This is a genomic window from Ruegeria sp. HKCCSP351 (genome assembly GCF_017872535.1).
GTDB lineage: Bacteria > Pseudomonadota > Alphaproteobacteria > Rhodobacterales > Rhodobacteraceae > Ruegeria.
This window is the reverse complement of record NZ_JAEDOV010000013.1, coordinates 1-18,672: the sequence shown is the minus strand read 5'-3', so window position 1 is coordinate 18,672 and position 18,672 is coordinate 1. Positions and strand designations below refer to the sequence as shown.

Sequence of the window (18,672 nt, the reverse complement as noted above, 5' to 3'; positions counted from 1 at the left end):
ATGGCTATTGAATACCTGAAACACGGCAAACCTGAAGCTGATCGGGCGGAAGACGATGCCAATACCCGAGCTGTTGTCGAAGCAACGCTGGCGGATATCGAAACCCGCGGCGATACCGCCGTGCGCGAGCTGTCTGAGAAGTTCGACAATTACTCGCCGGAAAGCTTCCGCCTGAGCCAGGATCAGATCGACGAGTTGATCAACTCGCTGACTGAACGCGAACTGGCCGATATCAAATTCGCGCAGAAGCAGGTGACGAACTTTGCGCAGGCACAACGCGACTCGATGCTGGATATCGAGGTTGAAACTCTGCCAGGAGTGATCCTTGGTCACAAGAACATTCCGGTACAGTCAGTGGGATGCTATGTCCCCGGTGGCAAATTCCCGATGGTGGCTTCGGCGCATATGTCAGTGGCAACTGCCAAGGTCGCCGGTGTTCCGCGCATCATAGCTTGTACCCCGCCCTTCCTGGGCAAACCCAATGCGGCCGTGATCGCAGCGATGCATCTAGGCGGTGCGCATGAAGTCTATGTCATGGGCGGTATCCAGGCCATCGGTGCCATGGCGATAGGGACTGAGACCATTGATCCGGTTCACATGCTGGTTGGCCCCGGCAACGCCTTTGTGGCCGAAGCCAAGCGCCAGCTGTTTGGCCGCGTCGGTATCGATCTTTTCGCGGGTCCGACCGAGACGATGGTCATCGCAGATGAAACTGCTGCGGACGCCGAGCTTTGTGCGACCGATTTGCTGGGACAGGCTGAGCATGGCTATAACAGCCCCTGCGTTCTGGTCACCAACTCGTACAAGCTGGCCCAAGAAACACTGAGCGAGATCGACCGTATCCTCGGGATCCTACCCACCGCCGGCACTGCCAAGGTCAGTTGGGAGGAATACGGCGAGGTCATCGTCTGCGACACCTATGACGAGATGCTTCAAGTGGCCGATGACATCGCGTCCGAGCACGTTCAAGTCATGACAGATCGCGACGACTGGTTCCTGGAAAACATGACTTGTTACGGTGCGCTGTTCCTTGGTCCACGCACCAACGTAGCCAACGGCGACAAGGTGATCGGAACCAATCATACACTGCCGACCAAAAAGGCCGGGCGCTATACCGGCGGGCTCTGGGTCGGCAAATTCATGAAAACCCATAGCTATCAGAAAGTCGTCACTGATGAGGCAGCGGCGATGATCGGCGAATACGGCTCACGTCTGTGTATGCTGGAAGGCTTTGTCGGCCATGCCGAACAATGCAACATCCGTGTCCGGCGTTATGGGGGCATCAACGTGCCCTATGGTGAAGGCGCACCATATCGCGAGACGGCCGATGCGACTTCGTAAGCGTGACGAATCTTGCACAGGGATTCGACCGGGGCCCTACAGAATTTTTTGGATAAGAAGTTAAAATAATGCGAGATTTCGCAATGGATACTCACTCTACCCACAAGGCCCTGATCGCGCCCCTGCGCGAGGCCATGTATAAATTCGACGAAGCTGAGGTACGAGCGGCGCTGGAGGCGGTGATCGCGCCCGATGCCGCCCTCCACATGTTGTATCCATTCGGAGATCTGACCTGCCCGCAGGAACTCTATGACATCTGTTATGCGCCACTTCTGAAATCCATGCCCGATCTTGAGCGTCGCGACTGGATCGTCATGGGTGGTCGGACAGAACAGGGCAACGATTGGGTTGGCTGCGGCGGCCACTACTTCGGCACCTTCGTCGCCCCCTGGCTGGACATCCCGCCGACCGGGCATCTGACCCACATGCGGTTCCACGAATTCTACCGCTTCGAAAATGGCAAGGTTGTCGAGATCCAGACACTCTGGGACGTTCCCGAAGTCATGATGCAGGCGAATGCCTGGCCAATGGCCCCGTCTCTGGGGCTGGAGTTCTGCATTCCCGGCCCGGCGACTCTGGATGGCGTTGTGTCCGGACCGTGGGATGAGGCGAAATCTCTGGCCTCGTGCAATCATATCGTCGACATGCTGAAACATCTTGAGAAACACCCCAGCCAGGGTGGGCCCGAAGTGATGGAGATGGAGCGGTTCTGGCATCCGCGCATGAACTGGTACGGTCCCGCAGGGATCGGGACAGCGCGCGGTATCGCGGGATTCCGCAACTGGCACCAGATTCCCTTCCTCAACGGAATGCCCGATCGCGGCCAGCACGCCGACGAGATCGCCTTTCACTTTTTTGGTGATGGCGACTACGCCGCTGTGACCGGCTGGCCGAACATGATCCAGACCGTCACCCATGACGGCTGGATGGGGATTGCGCCTTCGGGCGAACGGATCACTTTGAAGTCACTTGATTTCTGGCGTCTGGAAAGTGGGCTGATCCGCGAGAATTGGGTGTTGGTCGATCTGCTGGATGTGTATCGGCAATTGGGCGTAGATGTTTTTGCCCGACTGCGTGAGTTCAATAAGGCACGTGTACCCGGCACCATCCCATTCCCGGTCGGCGAGGTCTGATATGCCACATTTTCCCAGCACCCCCAGTTTCGACCTGAGCGGCAAGCGAGCTTTGGTCGCCGGAGCCTCGTCGGGCATAGGCATGGCTTGCGCTGTGGCGCTGGCGGAACATGGTGCTGAGGTCACTTTGGCGGCGCGCCGTGCTGGTGCGCTTCAGGATATTGCAAAAGATATGTCGGCGCAGGGATGGTCTGCCAGAGTTCTGGAACTGGATGTTTCGGATGTGGCGGCAACCGCTGAAGCCGTGGCGCAAAATGGGCCGTTCGATATTCTGCTGAACTCAGCCGGGCTTGCCCGACACAGCAAGGCCGTGGAAACACAGCCGGAAGATTTCGATGCGGTGATAGGCGTCAATGTCAAAGGTGCTTATTTCCTGACCCAGGCTGTTGCCAAAGGCCTTCTCGACGCTGGCCGCCCCGGTTCGCTGATCAATATCTCTAGCCAGATGGGCCATGTTGGTGGTCGCGAACGCGCGGTTTATTGTGCGTCGAAATTCGCTGTCGAAGGCTTCACCAAGGCGATGGCGCTTGAGTTCGGACCGTCAAAGATCCGGGTTAACACGATTTGCCCCACCTTCATTCTGACGGATCTGACAAAATCGACTTTCGACGACCCGGACAAGCGGGCCTGGATTCTGGACAAGATTAAACTGGGTCGCCCCGGAGAGATTGAGGACATAATGGGGGCGGTGGTTTATCTGGCCTCGGATGCATCGTCGCTGGTGACGGGCACGGCATTGATGGTTGACGGAGGTTGGACGGCAGACTGATGGCGACACAAAAAGTTACATCACTGGAAGTTGCCCGTCTCGCCGGGGTCAGCCAATCTGCGGTCAGCCGTGTGTTCACCCCCGGCGCGTCTGCCTCAAAAAAAACTGTTGAAAAGGTGCGCAAAGCGGCCAAGGAACTGGGCTATCGCCCGAACGTTCTGGCCCGCGCTGTAGTGTCCGGGAAAAGCCGGATCATTGGGCTTGTCGTGGCCTATCTGAACAACCAGTTCTATCCCGAGGCGCTGGAGAAGCTGACAAACACGTTACAGGAACGTGGATACCACGTGCTGATATTCATGGCCTCGCATGAATCTGGAAACATCGACAATGTGGTAGAGGAAATACTCGACTTTCAGGTCGAAGGGATTATCGCCGCTTCGGTGGCTTTGTCCTCGGATTTGTCAGACCGCTGCCGAACGGCCGGAATACCGATGGTATTGTTCAATCGGGCACAAGACGACACGGCGATGTCGTCAGTTACATCTGACAACGTTGCCGGTGGTCGAAAGGCTGCCGAGTTCCTGTTGGCAGCTGGGCACCAAAAGATCGGATATATCGCCGGGTGGGAAGGAGCTTCGACCCAGCGTGACCGCGAAACAGGGTTTGTTGCGACCTTGCAGAAAGCCGGGGTTACGCTGCACGCCCGCGAAGTAGGAAACTTTTCGACGGAAGAAGCCCGGCAAGCCACGCTGCGGATGTTCGAAGCCGACCCGCCTGATGCGGTGTTTGTCGCCAACGATCACATGGCTGTTTCCGTGATGGACACGCTGCGGTTCGAATTGGGGCTGAATGTTCCGGGCGACGTTTCGGTCATCGGGTATGACGATGTCACTGTCGCCTCATGGCCAGCCTACAACCTGACCACCATCCGACAGCCCGCCAATCGCATGGTCACCGAAACTGTCGATATTCTGCTCGGCAAGATCGAGGACCCCGATGCCGGCCCGCGTCGGGTCGAGATTGACGGACCGCTAATTGTACGCGGCTCCGCCCGCATACCTGAAGGATGGAAGACATGAAGGGATTTGATCCCAAGTTCAAAGATTTCCCCGACTACATAATCGGGATTACCAAGGAAATCTGGGAAGATCGTGGCATTGCCACACTGCACGACTATTATGCCACGGACATCGTCGTACGTTCACCTGGGTCGGTGGTTGTCGGAAACCAGAATGTCATTGCTGCCACTATGGCAACTCTGGCAGAATTCCCTGATCGAACGCTGTTGGGCGAGGATGTGATCTGGTCGGGAAGGCCGGAAGAGGGCATGCTGTCGTCGCATCGCCTTTTGTCCACAGCGACCCATCTGGGTGACGGTGTGTATGGCAAGGCGACCGGCAAGAAACTGGTCTACCGCATTTTAGCCGACTGCCACGCCATCAACAACCAGATCAACGATGAGTGGCTCATCCGCGACCAGAGCGCGATCGTACAGCAGATGGGTTGGGACCCCAAGGAATACGCCCGCGATCTGATCGCGCGCGAGGGTGGGGCTGACGCCTGCGTGCAACCTTTCACACCGGCGAACGATCAGCCCGGCCCCTATAAAGGCCGTGGCAATGACAATGAATGGGGCCAGAAATACGCGGATATCCTGACCCGGATCATGAATGCCGATATGAGGGTGATCGAGGCTGAATACGACCGCGCTGTTCTGTCAGAATATCCCGGCGGCACGACCGGCCACAGTTGGGGGCCGGTTGATCGGTTCTGGATGGGCCTGCGCGCAGCGTTCCCACGTGCCGAATTTAAGATCCACCACCAGATCGGCCGTGACGACCCGATGATGCCGCCGCGCGCCGCGATCCGCTGGTCTTTGCATGGCACACATGACGGCTGGGGCGTGTTCGGCGTGCCCACAGGGGCCGAAGTCTTTGTGCTGGGCATCAGCCAGGCCGAGTTCGGTCCATGGGGTCTGCGCAAGGAATACACCTTGTTTGACGAAACCTCGATCTGGAAACAGATTCTACTGAAAACCGGCGATCTCTAGAGTGTCGCACCGTATCTCAAATCTGGATGCCGGGCAGGCGTTGCGGCGGTACCACGCCCATCGCGCCAGCCTGCGCGCCCGGCGACTGAACAATCGTCCGCCGGGTGGTTTGGTTTGATCCGATCAAACCCAAATCAAAAGGAGAAAAGATATGAGTACCATCGAAAGCCGCATCGTCCGTTATGGCGAATTGAAGCCTTGTAAAACCGCGTTCATCGACGCGCACACGCCGGGCTCGGACCAGAAGGAGAACTTTACAATCATTGGCGGTGGGGTCAGCGAAAGCCCGGATCAGCACGTCCACATCACCGACAAGATCGGGTTCAACATCGGCGCAGCGGGTCAACCGCCGAAATGCCGCAACTCGCTGCACAGCCACACCACCGCCGAGGTGTTCTTTGTTGCTAAAGGTCGATGGCGGTTCTTCTGGGGTCGTTATGGCACGGCAGGCGAGTTCATCGCTGAAGAAGGCGACATCTTCAACATTCCGACCGGGATCTTCCGCGGCTTCGAGAATGTCGGCCAGGACTATGGCATGATCATGTCGATGCTGGGTGGCGACGATGCCGGTGGCGGCGTGACCTGGGCTCCGCAAGTCATTCAGGATGCGCAGGCCCATGGCCTGATGTTGGGCAATAACGGCGTCTTGTACGATAGCAAAAAGGGCGAGGAACTGCCACACAATGTGCAGCCGATGCCGCTACTGACCGAGGAAGATCTGAAAGCCTTCCCCGAGGTTCCCATTGATGCAGTGATCGGCAAATACGTCGCTCGCTACTGGGACCTGATGGCGCTGGCAGCGGACAAGCCTGCGGTTGTGATCGGTGAAAATGGCCTGATCAAAGACAAGCCCGGTTTCGAGGTTGATTTTATGACGCGCGGTTCGGCAGTGGCTGAACTGGTCAAGGCGGACAAACCCGTGGTTCTGATGCCGGCGAGCGGCCATTGGCGCATCAAGATCAATGAGGTCGAGGTTACCCTGTCCAACGGCGATACCGCTCTGGTTCTGCCCGGTGAAAGCTACAGCGCTGAACCGTCTATGACCGGGCAAGCGGGTCTGTACCGGATCACCGCAACCGACGACCCTGCTGGGGCGACTTGGACAGGAGCATAACGCCGAAATTACACGTCCCGGTTTCAATCGGGGCGCGCGCAGCACATCCATCGCCGGCTTTCCGGCCCGGCGATGGACCTAGATTTGAATGGAGATCCTAACATGACCCGCGTTTCAACCACCCATGTGGGAAGTTTGCCACGAAATCAGGAGGTCGTTGACTTCATCTTCGCTCGCGAGCGAGAGGAACCGTTCGATCAGGCTGCATTTGACGCCTGCATGACCGCGGCCGTGTCCGAGACCGTGCGGAAACAAGTCAAGGCTGGGGTAGATATCGTCTCGGACGGTGAAACCTCAAAGATCTCCTATGCCACTTATGTGAAAGATCGCTATACCGGCTTTGCTGGTGACAGCCCGCGCAATGCGCCGGCGGACCTCAAGATGTTTCCGGGCTTTCTGCAACGATTGGCCGATGACGGTGGAACGCCCCAATATGCGCGACCCATGTGCGTTGGCGAGGTGCGCTCAAAAGGGCAGGGTGAGCTGCAGAAGGACATCGACAACCTCAAGGCTGGCATGGTCGAACACGGGGTCGGGCGCGGTTTTATGAACGCAGCAAGCCCTGGGGTGATTTCTCTGTTTCTGCAGAATGACTTCTATCCGACGCGCGAGGCCTATCTGGCCGCGCTGGCCGACGCGATGAAGGAAGAATATGAAACCATCGTTGGTGCGGGTCTGGATTTGCAGCTGGATTGCCCGGATCTGGCCCTGTCGCGCCATATGCTGTTCACCGATCTGTCCGACGACGAGTTCGTGAAAATCGCCAACATGCATGTTGAGGCATTGAACCACGCATTGCAAAATGTCCCAGCTGACAAAGTGCGTGTCCATATTTGCTGGGGCAATTACGAGGGGCCACATTGCTGCGACATCGGCATGGACAAGGTGTTTTCGACGCTGATGTCGACCAAATCGCGCTACGTGCTTTTTGAAACCTCTAACCCGCGACACGCGCATGAATGGACGGTGTTCCGTGACCGCAAGGGCGAAATTCCGGATGACAAGGTTCTTGTGCCCGGTGTGGTGGACACCACGACGAATTTTGTCGAACACCCCGAACTGATTGCTCAGCGTACCGAGCGGTTTACGAACATCGTTGGAAATGAGCGTGTAATCGCCGGATCAGATTGCGGCTTTGGCACCTTTGCCGGCTTTGGTGCAGTAGATCCGGATATCGCCTATGCCAAGTTGGGCGCGCTTGCCGAAGGGGCTGCCCTGGTCAAATGACGCCGCTTATCCTCCTGCCCGGCATGATGTGCGATGCGCGGTTGTTCACTCCGCAGATCGATGCTTTGTCAGGCAAGTACCCGATCCTGTGCGCACCAATCGGAGGCCATGAAACGATGCAGGCGCTGGCCGCCAATGTTTTGGCCTATGCGCCCGAACGCTTTGCTCTGGTGGGACTCTCGATGGGCGGTATCGTGGCGATGGAAATTCTGCGGCAGACCCCGGACCGTGTGGCTGGTCTGGCGTTGATGGACACGAACCCACTTGCTGAACTGGACGAGGTCAAAGCCAGGCGCGGCCCTCAGATCGATGCGGTCGGACGTGGCAACCTGCGCAAAGTCATGGCCGAAGAGATGAAACCGAACTACCTGGCGGACGGTCCGCGTCGCGCCGCCATTCTGGATTTGTGCATGGACATGGCCATGGATCTTGGGCCGGACGTTTTCGTCAATCAATCCAAAGCTCTGCGTGATCGCCCTGACCAGAGCAACACTCTGCGCAACTTCACCGGCGCAGCACTCATTCTCTGTGGGCGCGACGACGCCCTGTGCTCCGTCTCAAGGCATGAGTTGATGCACGATCTGATGCCACAGAGCCGATTGGAAATCATAGAAAACGCCGGCCACTTGCCGACATTGGAACAACCGCAACAAACAACGGCGGCCCTGACCCGCTGGCTGGAGATGATATGAACCAATCCCTTCTGGACCTGCTGAAAAAGGTCGACACTCCGACTGTTTGTAACGCAATCGAAGTGGCGCAGGGCAAACGCGGATTCAATGAATTCACCCGGGGCACGATGTTATGCTCTGATCCCGATGCGGGAGCGATGGTGGGGTATGCCCGTACCGCGAAGATTGCCGCCGTGAACCCGCCGTCAGAACCGCCTGAGGAGATCCGACAACGTCGGATGGACTATTACAGGCATATGGCAGCCGGGAGCGGCCCGGCTGTCACCGTGGTTGAGGATTTGGATTATCCTGATTGCATCGGCGCCTATTGGGGCGAGATCAATACGACGGTCCACAAAGGTTTTGGCATAAATGGTGCGCTGACCAACGGCGTGATGAGGGACCTCGGCGACCTGCCGGATGGATTCCCGGTGGTTGCCGGGTCTGTCGGGCCAAGCCACGGATTTGTGTACGTAAAAGAGATTGGCACACCGGTGACAGTCTTCGGCCTTGTAATCAAGGATGGCGATCTCGTGCACGCGGACCGGCATGGCGCGCTGGTGATCCCGCCTGAAGTCGTGGGCAAGCTTGAACAGGCGATCATCAGGTTGCTTGAAACCGAAAAATTGGTTCTGGATCCCGCCCGCGCAGCAGGGTTCGATTTCGACGCCTTCGAAAAAGCATGGGCGGCGTTTGAAGCCTCTCGGACTTAAACTTGCGATCTGTATTCCCCGGTTCTGAAGGTGTAGACCCCGCTGGGATCTGTTGCAAACTTTCGACTTCAATATTTCGATATCCATTCACTCGAAGCACTTATGAGCGTCAACAGTCAAAAGTTTGCAACAGAGCCGAATTAGCTTCATGACAAAAAGGATGTCCATTCCATCACGTCCAAAAGGGGCAATTGCGGCCCAACCGCTACCCATGCGACGTGGTCTATAGAAATACGCCTCAGCGCCCGTTGGCTTTTCGCCAAATCTGGAACTCTTTCAAGTTATCTTTACAGGTCGCCGGATAAAGGCCGATGATGGTCTCACCATTCAGCACGCGTTCTGGTTGTGTCGCAAACTTTGGGTCTGGATTGACGAGCATGTAGAATTCGACGTTTGCTGTCCGCGTATTGTTCTCCAAAAGGTTTCAGCATGATTTCCTTGAAAGGCTGCCATTTCCCCAAAGATGCGGTTTTGTACGCTGTTTACTTCTATCTGCGGTACACAGTTTCCTATCGTGATTTAGAAGAGATCATGGCTGAACGCGGTGTGCGAGTTGACCACGCCACACTGAATAGGTGGGTTGTGAAATACTCGCCGATAGTCGCTGCTCGTGCGCATTCAAAGAAGCGCGCAACTCAGAGTTCTTGGAGAATGGACGAAACCTACATTCGTGTGCGCGGGAAGTGGATGTATCTCTATCGAGCAGTGGACAAAGCGGGAAACACACTTGATTTCATGCTGTCTCAGCGACGTAATCGACCAGCAGCCACCAGGTTCTTTGCCAAAGCACTCTCCTCAAACGGGATCCCGACTAAAATCGTCATAGACAAGAGTGGCGCCAATGCAGCTGGCATTCGAGAAGTGAACAGAATCCTGAAGCGTTTCGGCTGTCAAGCCAAAGTACAGACGATCAGGTCCAAATACTTGAACAACATGATTGAACAGGATCACAGATTCATCAAACGGCGCGTACGGCACATGTGCGGGTTCAAATCTTTCGGATCAGCTTCCGCAACATTGGATGGCATTGAGGTAGCTAACATGATCCGCAAGAAGCAATTCTCTAGCAATAAGACTTCCGGCTTTCGGATGTTCGCAGAGATCGCAGGATAGCTGCATCTAGCATAGCGCCGGCCGCGGTCGTTAAAAAAGTTTGCGACACAACCCCCTAAACGTCCATTGTGTCTGTCGAAATGAGCTGCATACATTTAGCTCTTCACAGATGTTAGCCAACTACTGCGAAGCCAAACCAACCGTTGCTGCTTCACGCGGCATAGGTAGAAATTGGGCTCGAAGTCGACATTCGCTTCACAAGGCATGAACGAGTGCACTGCGGACTTTACCGACGAGAAAGACAAAACCAAAATTCTAGTTTATGATAGGGCAAACCGTTGCTTAGACGGCCGGTTTTTGAATTCAACCTGGTTCAAGCGCTCTTCGTTTATTGCGCTACCCACTTAATCTTCAGGGATACTTGAACCGAAGAACTCGAACTTTCAAGTGCTACCCACTGTGATCGGTTTCTCGTTGGCAAAAAGATTGCTATCAAATGAGAACGAATTATCGATTCCGATCATCTGAATGTGAGAATAAATGCGCTTAGCTCTTTTCATTCTCTTTCCGATTATGTTTATCGGGTTGCTTGTTTTTCTGATCATTGGCTTGAAACCGCCCAACAGTATCAAGCTGGCTGCTGGCATAAGCGGCGGCGGATATTGGCAAGTTGGACAACTCTACAAAGCAGAACTTGCACGTGACGGCGTTCAGGTGAATTTAGTTGAAACCGAGGGGTCCGTTGAGAACATTCAGAAACTTGTTTCTGGCGAAGTGGATGCCGCATTTGTTCAGGGTGGCCTGGAAATACCTCAGGACGAAAACTTACAGTCTTTGGGCGCCATTTTTCTTGAACCATTGGTGGTGTTCCGCGGAAAGTCTAGTCCAGTCGGGGCCAATGCAGGAGAATGGGGAGACATTCGATTAGCTGCAGGAACCAAGGCGTCCGGTACTCGCGCCGCCGCTTTAGCGCTAATTGAGGCCGCCGAGTTGCAAAATGTCGGCATAAACCTTGTCGATGTCGGGGGCAATGATGCGATAGAGGCGTTAAATGCCAACGAAGCGGATGCAGCGTTGTTTGTCGCTCCACTCGATGCGCCTTACCTTATGGATGCAATTTTTGATCCAGAAATCATTTTCGTCCCTATGGCTTTGGTCGATGCCCTTGCATTGAAACTTTCCGGAGCGAATTCGGTAACTTTACCGGCAGGATCAATCACACTTGACCCTCCGAGACCACCAGAGGATGTCAAGATCTTGGCATTGCGAGCTTCACTTATCGCCGCATCCGATCTGCACCCTGCAGTAACCGATAGGTTAGTGAATGCAGCAAAGAACATTCATAGCGAACCTAATATTTTGCAAAGTGCGCGCGAGTATCCAAACACGGCTTCACCGCCTGTACCACTGAACAAAATTGCCACAGAACTCATAAACTCCGGGCCAAACTTTTTGCATGGCGTCTTGCCATATTGGATCGCAGCGCAGTTTGGCAGCGTACTGTTATTGCTGTTGCCTTTGTTGTTCTTAGTACCGTTTTTGCGGATCGTCCCGTCCAGTTACGTGTGGTTTCAAAAGCGGCGGGTCTGGCGTTTTTATCAGCGTATCACGGCGCTTGAGGAGGAACTCAGCAAGGCACAGACAACAACTGAAGTAGACGAAGTCGCCAAAAATATCGAAGACGTGGACACCGCCCTTGCAAATCTGAATCTGCCGCTTGCATACCGCCAGGGAGCATATGATGCACGTTTGCACATAGACCTAATTCGACAGGAGATTGCACGTCGTCAAACTGCAAAAAATTGATGAAACCTCAACGTTCGCAAGCAAACCACGCTAGAATACCTTTTTGATTTGAGACTTCGATAGATGCCTGTGCTTTAGTTATCGCGTGTACGCCGCTTTGGGGTCGCAGCCATCGTTCGCAGAGATTTGTTGAGCGGCGGCTGTGCTGGACGAATAGAGTTCAGATTATGCGTCATAGTTACTTGTATTGATATTGAGCGTTGTAAGGTTTGAACAAAATATGAGATTACGAAATGTTCCGTTTAGCATCTATTTTGACGGTGTTGTCACGTTAATTCCCGGACCGCCAAGGAATACAGTTTTATGAAATTCAAGCTGCTTGAGTGGCAGCATTCCAGGCGTCAAATGCCAGGAGACGGTGATATCGGACTGTTAAGGCGGAGCGGCGGCGAGCGGGGACGCTGAAGCAATTGCGGATTGCTGAGTGGGCCGCCACGAACCTTTGCAACCATCCTGGAGAGCGATGCGTTGCATCGTCCTTTCCCGCTTTCGGAAAGGGAGATGACTGTTTTCAGCTCGATTGTTGAGGCCTTAGTGCGACCAATGATCCAAACCTTGCGCGACCTCTCGCTTGGCGGCACCATACGAGCGTAGTTTGTCCGTAATGACCCGCTTGGGAATGAAACCAAGACACTTTATCAGGCGGCGCAACAGCCGTTTTGCCGCCCATTTGTCCCACCTGGGTTGGAGGATTTCCTCCAGCACGACACCATGCTGATCAACCGCACGCCAAAGCCAATACTTGCGCCCCGCGATTCTCACGGCAACTTCATCCAGATGCCAGACATCACCTGGACGGTTCAGTCTCTGCCGCAGATTTCGAGCTACCGCCGACCCGAATTTGATGACCCAACACCGGACAGTTTCGTATGATACATCGATCCCGCGCTGCAGCAGCATCTCTTCAACTTCCCGCAAGCTCAGATTAAAGCGAACGTACAGTCACACCGAGTGCGCGATGAACTGAGGAGGAAATCGGTGACGCTTGTAGCAGATTGATGATGACTTTATCGATGTCACCTACCCCCAAGTCATATCATCGGCAACCGAACGTCAATTAACGTGACAACACCCCTCCAACACCTCCGCGTCCATCGCCGTCACAAAGTCAGCCGAAAACGCTCTTTCCCCATAAGTGGCGCCCAGACCCCGCGGCTTCCTCCCTGAGAGATTTTCCAACGCGGGCCACAGTCGAGCCAAGCCGAAACCTCACACCCTGGCCCGCATCAGAAAATCTTCATCAGCGCGGTCATTCGGCAAAATTCAGTGAGCGACCGCTACGCGGGACGAACCGGACATTCAAATCGGCGAAATGAATGTCCGGTTCCGGGTGGTAACGATTAACCTAAAACTGCGCCGACCGCTTTCGCCGTGGCGGCAACGATCTCGTCTGCTTCTGCGGTGGTCAGACAAAACGGCGGCGCAAAACCCAGAATGTCACCTTGCGGCATGGCGCGGGCGATGACCTTGCTTTGCTCTAGCATCTGTGCTGATAGCTGCGGCCCAATCTTGTCGGCGGGATCAAAGAAGGTCCGATTGTTTTTGTCTTTCACAAACTCGACCGCGCAGAGTAACCCATCACCCCGCACATCTCCCACATTCGGGTGGTCGGACAACACGTCTGACATGGCCTGGTTCAAATAAGCGCCGACCTTGCCTGCATTCTCGACCAAACCCAGTTCATCAATCAGCTTCAGATTTGCGACGCCAGCTGCAGCGCCGATGGGGTGGGCGGAATAGGTCCAGCCGTGGCCAATGGAGCCGTTTTCGTCGGTACCTTGTTCCAGGACCTGCCAGACTTTGTCTCCGACAATCGATCCCGACAAAGGCGCATAGGCCGAGGTCAGCCCCTTGGCGATGGTGATAATGTCGGGCGTGATCCCGTAATGGTTCGAGCCAAACATGGTGCCCAAACGGCCAAAACCGGTCACGACCTCATCCGCAATGAGAAGAATGTCATGCTTGCGCAAAACAGCTTGGATCGCCCCCCAATAACCTGCGGGCGGGGGAACGATGCCACCTGTACCAAGGATCGGTTCCCCGATGAACGCCGCAATCGTTTCTGCGCCTTCGCGCTCAATCAACGCCTCTAGTTCGGCAACGCAGTGGGCGACGAATTGCTCTTCGGATTGTGATTGGTCTTCCCGCCGGAAGAAAAATGGCGCTTCTGTATGGATCACCTGTTCGACAGGCAGATCAAAATTCTTGTGGAACAGCTCAAGCCCCGTCAGAGATCCGGTCACGAGACCCGACCCATGATACCCGCGCCAGCGCGATATGATCTTCTTCTTTTCAGGGCGACCAAGGATGTTGTTGTAGTACCAGACCAGCTTCACATTGGTTTCATTGGCGTCCGATCCGCCCAGCCCGAAATAGACCTTGGACATGCTTGTGGGCGCGCGGTCAAGGATCATTTTTGCCAGCGTGATTGAGGCTTCCGTCCCGTGGCCGACATAGGAATGGTAGTAGGCCAGTTCATGTGCCTGATCGGCAATCGCTTCGGCGATCTCGCTGCGGCCGTAGCCGACATTAACGCAGTAAAGCCCGGCAAAAGCATCGAGTAGTCGTTGACCATCTCGGTCTTCGATATGAACTCCAGAAGCGGTCTTTATGACGCGACCGGGACTATCACCCCGTGCGTGTTGTGCCAGATGTGTGGACGGGTGAAAGAAAGCTTCACGGTCCCATTGTTCGAGTTGATCATTTTTCAGCATTTGGCTCCCCTTTTTTGGTCAAGACGGCGCGCCGTCTGTTTGAAGCTATGGAGCTATGGTTTGCGCGGTCAGCTGACACTTTGCCGGATCACAAACGGAGGGCTCCGTTCATCCCAACAGCAGCGCGCAATGCCTTTATTGCTGAGCACATCATTTATAACATGTTTTGCATCTGCGGGAAGCCATCATTCCTTCGTAGGGCAGCATCGGTCAAAACGACAACCCAACGTTGACCGAAGCAATGTATCACAGAATTCTGCAAGCGCTCCTGTGTCAGCCATGAGCCCACTCCAGCCAATATCCTTGCGCAAATATTGTCCAAGTTTCCGGGTTCTTGAACAAGACTGAATTGTGATTTTCGGAAAGACTGGTGGCAGGCGAATCAAGGCCTGCGCAGGGCTCGAATAAGGCCGGCGGGGAGGACGCCTGAGTCGAAGCAACCAAATTGGAAACAAGCATGTTCAAGAGCACTTTTTCAGCAACCCTATTGGCCGGCACTTTACTGGCGACTGGAACGGCATGGACGCAGGAGATCGCCGACACGATCTACACAGGCGGGCCGATCCTGACGATTGATGATGCCGGAACCAATACCGAAGCCGTGGCCGTTCGGGATGGCCGTATCATCGCCGTGGGGACCGCGTCCGATGTTATGGCGCATCGCGGCGATGAAACCGAGGTCTTTGATCTAGGTGGACGCGCCATGCTCCCGGGCTTCGTGGACAGCCATGGCCATGTCATCATGGGAGGGCTGCAGGCGCTGTCGGCCAACCTGCTCGCACCTCCCGACGGGCCGGTGACGGACATACCCAGCCTGCAATCGGCCCTATCCCAATGGGTCGAGGACAATCGGGGCATCGTGGACCAGGTGCAAGTGATCGTCGGTTTCGGATACGACAATGCCCAACTCGCCGAGCTGCGCCATCCCACGCGTGAGGAGCTCGACGCGGTCTCGGCCGAACTCCCGATCATGATCGTGCACCAATCTGGCCATATCGGCGTTGCCAATTCGAAGGCGCTCGAAATTGGCGGCGTTACCGCACAGACCGAGGCACCGCCCGGCGGCGTCATCCGCCGGGATGCAAACGGCGAGCCGAACGGCGTCCTCGAAGAGTACGCATTCTTCACGGTGTTCGCGCCATTGATGGCCGGGCTGGGCGATGAGGCGCTCGAGGCGTTTGCCCGAGCCGGCGCAGACCTATGGGCGAGTTTCGGGTACACGACTGCGCAGGAAGGACGCGCGACGCCGGAGGTGGTCGAGGTGGCCAGACGCGTTGCCGCCGAGGACGGCCTGCCGGTCGATGTGGTGATCTTTCCCGACGTTTTGGAGGCCGCGGACTATATCTCCGAAAACACCTCTCGGGATTACGTGGATGGCGTACGGGTCGGTGGCTGCAAGTTGACAATCGACGGTTCGCCTCAGGGCTTTACGGCGCTGCGCGACCGCCCATATTACGATCCGGTCGGGGATTATCCGCCGGGCTACCTGGGCTATTCCGCCATCACCATGGAACAGACGCAGCAGGCCATCGATTTCTGTTTCGAGAACGGGCTGCAGATCCTCACCCATTCCAACGGAGAAGGCGCATCGGACATGCTGATAGCCGCACTCGGCTCGGCGCAGGAGCGTCTTGGCGATCCGGGCAATCGACCCGTCCTGATACACGGCCAGTTCCTTCGCGAGGATCAGGTCGACGCACTTAACCAACTCGGTGTTTTCCCTTCGCTGTTTCCCATGCATACCTTTTACTGGGGAGATTGGCACCGCGATCATACTGTGGGTCCGGTCAATGCCGAGAACATTTCGCCCACCGGCTGGGTCCACCAGCGTGGTATGATGTTTGGTACGCATCATGACGCTCCGGTCGCTTTCCCCGACAGCATGCGGGTACTTGCGGCAACGGTCACGCGCCGCACGCGATCAGGCGACATACTCGGCCCACATCAGCGCGTTGACGTGATGACCGCGCTCAGGGCAATGACGATCTGGCCCGCCTGGCAGCACTTTGAGGAAGACGACAAGGGCAGCATCGAAATTGGCAAGCTGGCGGATTTCGTCATCCTTTCCGACGATCCGACCGCAGTTGACCCTGAAACTCTGGCCGATCTTCAGGTCATGGTGACGATCAAGGAGGGTGATATCGTCTATCAGGCAGAGCCGGGCGTGCGTGAGGGCCGTCTCGACCGTTCATTCTTCCCGAGGGATCCGGGCATGGCGCACGAGTTCCTTCATGCCATGTACGAAGCGATGAGCGAGCATAGCCACGAGTTCTAGGCGCATTACGGTGGTCGCCGGGTCGGATACGGCCTGGCGGCGCTACTCTCTCCGTACAGCCTGCGCCCTGACCGGAACGCTTAATAGGGTATTGTCAGGTTGTTTTTGCGCCGGGCAAGAGCGGGGTGGAATGCTGGTTTAAAGCGGCCAAGTCGTTTGCATACTCGGTCCAAAGCTCGAATGCATCGGTTCGGGCGTGGCGGTAGGAACGGGCTGAAAGACGGTGTCGTTTGGGGCGGAATAGTGCGGCGGTTTGATCGTGGACCGACAAGAACCGTTGCGCCTGACCGGACGACTTAAACCAGCCCATTACTTTCTCTCACCGTCGCGTATGTCTGTGAGAAGCCTCGGCGCAATTGTTTAACCCCCTGTGCTGGCGAAACTCAATCCCTGGGGCCAGTTCCGCTATTGCCGCCCCGTAGGAGCGCAGCTTGTCGGTGATAACTACCCTTGGTCGGCCCCAAACCTTGAATAGTTTCCTGAAGAAGCGCTTTGCGGCAGCTTTGTTCCGGCGGGATTGAACCAAAACGTCCAGAAGTCACCATTGACATCAACCGCGCGCCAGAGCCAGTGTTTACGCCCCTTGATTGGCACCACGACCTCATCGAGATGCCATTTACCAGCAGGACGCGGTCGATCCCGTCGGACCTTTACGGCAAACTGAGCCCCAAAGCGTGCCACCCAGTCCCGGACAGTTTCGTAAGAAACCGCGATCCCGCGAGAGGCCAAAAGATTCTCAACATCACGCAGGCTGAGTGCTAACCGATGGTACGCCCAGACTGCGTAGCCAATGACCGAGCGCGGGAAACGAAAACCCTTGAGGCGCGAAAGATCAGACAGATACAACATGGCAGCGCGCTACAACGACGAGACCGCTTCAACAACCTGACAATGCCCGTGGATCTGTCTCTCGACCGGGCTCAGCTCGGTTTCGAGGACGCACGTGACCCCGAGCACCCTGCCCTTTCCGGCAAAAAACAAAAGCAACTGCTGCAGGATCTTCAGGATACGGCCACCAAAGTAGTCTCAGGACCGCTTCTGAAAGAAACCAAGATCAAGTTTGGCGCCGCGCTGGATCAGCACTTTTCCCTGTCGGTCGATCCTAATGATGCACAAACCTGAGCGTGTTGCACAAATCGTTTCCGATGCGTAGCTGGTCCTTCGAATTGACTGCGGGATGCTGGGATGCCAATCAAATTCAATGCGTCGCGGCGGGATAGGTTTGCGAAGGCAAAGTACCGTGTGACGAACTGGGCCGAATACAATGAGGCGCTCCGCCTGCGTGCGCAAACACTTCTGATCGTGTCTGACATCCGCACGGTCGGTGGACCGATCACGCTGGTTGCAGACAGCACCGGGCTGCGTGTCCACGGTGGCCGAGACTGGATGCGGGAGAAGCACGGGCTGCCAAAGGCCCGCAAGGCATGGCGCAAACTGAATATCGGGTTAGGCCCGGAGAACGGCGAGCTCGTCGCGTCACGTCTAGAATCCGAGCATGTCGGAGATCCCGGTGCATTGCCTGATCTTCTCGCCGAAATGGCCGGCCTTGTTCACCGTTTCATCGCGGACGGTGCTTATGACGGTACACCATCCGCCGCAACGATCCGGCAAACTTTCGGTGCTGATGTCGAGCTGATCATTCCGCCGCCGAAGAACGCCGTTCCCGGAGAGTGCGCCGCGTGCAACGCCCATATCGACATGATCGCCAATGAAGGTCGTATGGCCTGGCAGAAGGCCACTGGCTGTGGCCAAAGATCACGCGGCGAGGTCCAGATCGGGCGTTGCAAACAAGTCATCGGATCAAAACTGCGTGTCCGTCTTCAGAGTTTTTCGGAATGCTGAGGCGATTTCGTAACGGAGGCTCTG

The 18,672-nt window shown here is 56.0% G+C and carries 15 protein-coding genes and 2 pseudogenes; 14 read left to right on the top strand and 3 right to left on the bottom strand.

Translation table 11 applies throughout. The features are described 5' to 3' along the window. The 11 genes from hisD (at window position 1) to I9182_RS19150 (ending at window position 11,817) form a co-directional block, all read left to right on the top strand. The gene (gene hisD / locus I9182_RS19200) at window positions 1-1,341 is read left to right on the top strand and encodes a histidinol dehydrogenase (protein ID WP_209599325.1); all 1,341 of its coding nucleotides are present in this window, start codon (window positions 1-3) and stop codon (window positions 1,339-1,341) included. A gap of 83 nt (window positions 1,342-1,424) precedes the next feature. After that, a complete protein-coding gene (locus I9182_RS19195; RefSeq protein ID WP_245222747.1) occupies window positions 1,425-2,474 on the top strand; it encodes an ester cyclase in 1,050 nt (349 codons plus the stop codon). Window position 2,475: 1 nt separating this feature from the next. After that, a complete protein-coding gene (locus I9182_RS19190) occupies window positions 2,476-3,243 on the top strand; it encodes an SDR family oxidoreductase (protein ID WP_209599323.1) in 768 nt (255 codons plus the stop codon). Continuing rightward, entirely contained in the window at window positions 3,243-4,262 is a 1,020-nt protein-coding gene (locus I9182_RS19185) for a LacI family DNA-binding transcriptional regulator (RefSeq protein ID WP_209599322.1), read from the top strand. Before I9182_RS19190 ends, I9182_RS19185 begins: the two co-directional genes overlap by 1 nt. Further along, window positions 4,259-5,233 carry an ester cyclase gene (locus I9182_RS19180; protein ID WP_209599321.1) on the top strand — a complete coding sequence of 325 codons (975 nt, stop codon included), beginning with the start codon at window positions 4,259-4,261 and terminating at the stop codon, window positions 5,231-5,233. Before I9182_RS19185 ends, I9182_RS19180 begins: the two co-directional genes overlap by 4 nt. 151 nt (window positions 5,234-5,384) lie before the next feature. Continuing rightward, window positions 5,385-6,347, top strand: a complete 963-nt coding sequence (locus I9182_RS19175; RefSeq protein ID WP_209599320.1) for a cupin — start codon at window positions 5,385-5,387, stop codon at window positions 6,345-6,347. A gap of 102 nt (window positions 6,348-6,449) precedes the next feature. Continuing rightward, window positions 6,450-7,574 (top strand): cobalamin-independent methionine synthase II family protein, encoded by a 1,125-nt coding sequence (locus I9182_RS19170; RefSeq protein WP_209599319.1) that lies wholly within the window; start codon window positions 6,450-6,452, stop codon window positions 7,572-7,574. Continuing rightward, complete coding sequence (locus I9182_RS19165) at window positions 7,571-8,266, top strand: alpha/beta hydrolase (RefSeq protein WP_209599318.1); 696 nt, start codon at window positions 7,571-7,573, stop codon at window positions 8,264-8,266. Before I9182_RS19170 ends, I9182_RS19165 begins: the two co-directional genes overlap by 4 nt. Beyond that, on the top strand, window positions 8,263-8,958 hold the full coding sequence (locus I9182_RS19160; RefSeq protein ID WP_209599317.1) for an RraA family protein: 696 nt from the start codon (window positions 8,263-8,265) through the stop codon (window positions 8,956-8,958). Before I9182_RS19165 ends, I9182_RS19160 begins: the two co-directional genes overlap by 4 nt. A gap of 429 nt (window positions 8,959-9,387) precedes the next feature. Beyond that, window positions 9,388-10,071, top strand: coding sequence for an IS6 family transposase (locus tag I9182_RS19155; RefSeq protein ID WP_171181095.1), 684 nt, complete (start codon window positions 9,388-9,390; stop codon window positions 10,069-10,071). A gap of 480 nt (window positions 10,072-10,551) precedes the next feature. After that, complete coding sequence (locus I9182_RS19150) at window positions 10,552-11,817, top strand: TAXI family TRAP transporter solute-binding subunit (protein WP_209599316.1); 1,266 nt, start codon at window positions 10,552-10,554, stop codon at window positions 11,815-11,817. A 310-nt stretch (window positions 11,818-12,127) separates the two neighbouring features. Here I9182_RS19150 and I9182_RS19145 read toward each other — a convergent pair. Then, window positions 12,128-12,828 (bottom strand): annotated as a pseudogene (locus I9182_RS19145) (IS6 family transposase). Window positions 12,829-13,157: 329 nt separating this feature from the next. Continuing rightward, window positions 13,158-14,531, bottom strand: coding sequence for an aspartate aminotransferase family protein (locus I9182_RS19140; RefSeq protein ID WP_209599315.1), 1,374 nt, complete (start codon window positions 14,529-14,531; stop codon window positions 13,158-13,160). 457 nt (window positions 14,532-14,988) lie between these two features. Between I9182_RS19140 and I9182_RS19135 the strand changes: the two genes are divergently transcribed. Continuing rightward, window positions 14,989-16,806 carry an amidohydrolase gene (locus I9182_RS19135; RefSeq protein ID WP_209599314.1) on the top strand — a complete coding sequence of 606 codons (1,818 nt, stop codon included), beginning with the start codon at window positions 14,989-14,991 and terminating at the stop codon, window positions 16,804-16,806. A gap of 94 nt (window positions 16,807-16,900) precedes the next feature. Here I9182_RS19135 and I9182_RS19130 read toward each other — a convergent pair. Continuing rightward, window positions 16,901-17,655 (bottom strand): annotated as a pseudogene (locus I9182_RS19130) (IS6 family transposase). 42 nt (window positions 17,656-17,697) lie between these two features. Between I9182_RS19130 and I9182_RS19125 the strand changes: the two are divergent. Continuing rightward, the gene (locus I9182_RS19125; RefSeq protein ID WP_209599313.1) at window positions 17,698-17,928 is read left to right on the top strand and encodes a hypothetical protein; all 231 of its coding nucleotides are present in this window, start codon (window positions 17,698-17,700) and stop codon (window positions 17,926-17,928) included. 63 nt (window positions 17,929-17,991) lie between these two features. Beyond that, on the top strand, window positions 17,992-18,648 hold the full coding sequence (locus I9182_RS19120) for a transposase (protein WP_209599312.1): 657 nt from the start codon (window positions 17,992-17,994) through the stop codon (window positions 18,646-18,648). Window positions 18,649-18,672 lie beyond the last annotated feature (24 nt).

Bases quoted from the DNA above. Each gene is read 5' to 3' on its own strand.
- hisD (WP_209599325.1), top strand. From the start codon at position 1: ATGGCTATTGAATACCTGAAACACGGCAAACCTGAAGCTGATCGGGCG.
- I9182_RS19160 (WP_209599317.1), top strand. From the start codon at position 8,263: ATGAACCAATCCCTTCTGGACCTGCTGAAAAAGGTCGACACTCCGACT.
- I9182_RS19165 (WP_209599318.1), top strand. From the start codon at position 7,571: ATGACGCCGCTTATCCTCCTGCCCGGCATGATGTGCGATGCGCGGTTG.
- I9182_RS19185 (WP_209599322.1), top strand. From the start codon at position 3,243: ATGGCGACACAAAAAGTTACATCACTGGAAGTTGCCCGTCTCGCCGGG.
- I9182_RS19125 (WP_209599313.1), top strand. From the start codon at position 17,698: ATGCCCGTGGATCTGTCTCTCGACCGGGCTCAGCTCGGTTTCGAGGAC.
- I9182_RS19190 (WP_209599323.1), top strand. From the start codon at position 2,476: ATGCCACATTTTCCCAGCACCCCCAGTTTCGACCTGAGCGGCAAGCGA.
- I9182_RS19120 (WP_209599312.1), top strand. From the start codon at position 17,992: ATGCCAATCAAATTCAATGCGTCGCGGCGGGATAGGTTTGCGAAGGCA.
- I9182_RS19170 (WP_209599319.1), top strand. From the start codon at position 6,450: ATGACCCGCGTTTCAACCACCCATGTGGGAAGTTTGCCACGAAATCAG.
- I9182_RS19155 (WP_171181095.1), top strand. From the start codon at position 9,388: ATGATTTCCTTGAAAGGCTGCCATTTCCCCAAAGATGCGGTTTTGTAC.
- I9182_RS19140 (WP_209599315.1), bottom strand. From the start codon at position 14,531: ATGCTGAAAAATGATCAACTCGAACAATGGGACCGTGAAGCTTTCTTT.
- I9182_RS19150 (WP_209599316.1), top strand. From the start codon at position 10,552: ATGCGCTTAGCTCTTTTCATTCTCTTTCCGATTATGTTTATCGGGTTG.
- I9182_RS19135 (WP_209599314.1), top strand. From the start codon at position 14,989: ATGTTCAAGAGCACTTTTTCAGCAACCCTATTGGCCGGCACTTTACTG.
- I9182_RS19180 (WP_209599321.1), top strand. From the start codon at position 4,259: ATGAAGGGATTTGATCCCAAGTTCAAAGATTTCCCCGACTACATAATC.
- I9182_RS19195 (WP_245222747.1), top strand. From the start codon at position 1,425: ATGGATACTCACTCTACCCACAAGGCCCTGATCGCGCCCCTGCGCGAG.
- I9182_RS19175 (WP_209599320.1), top strand. From the start codon at position 5,385: ATGAGTACCATCGAAAGCCGCATCGTCCGTTATGGCGAATTGAAGCCT.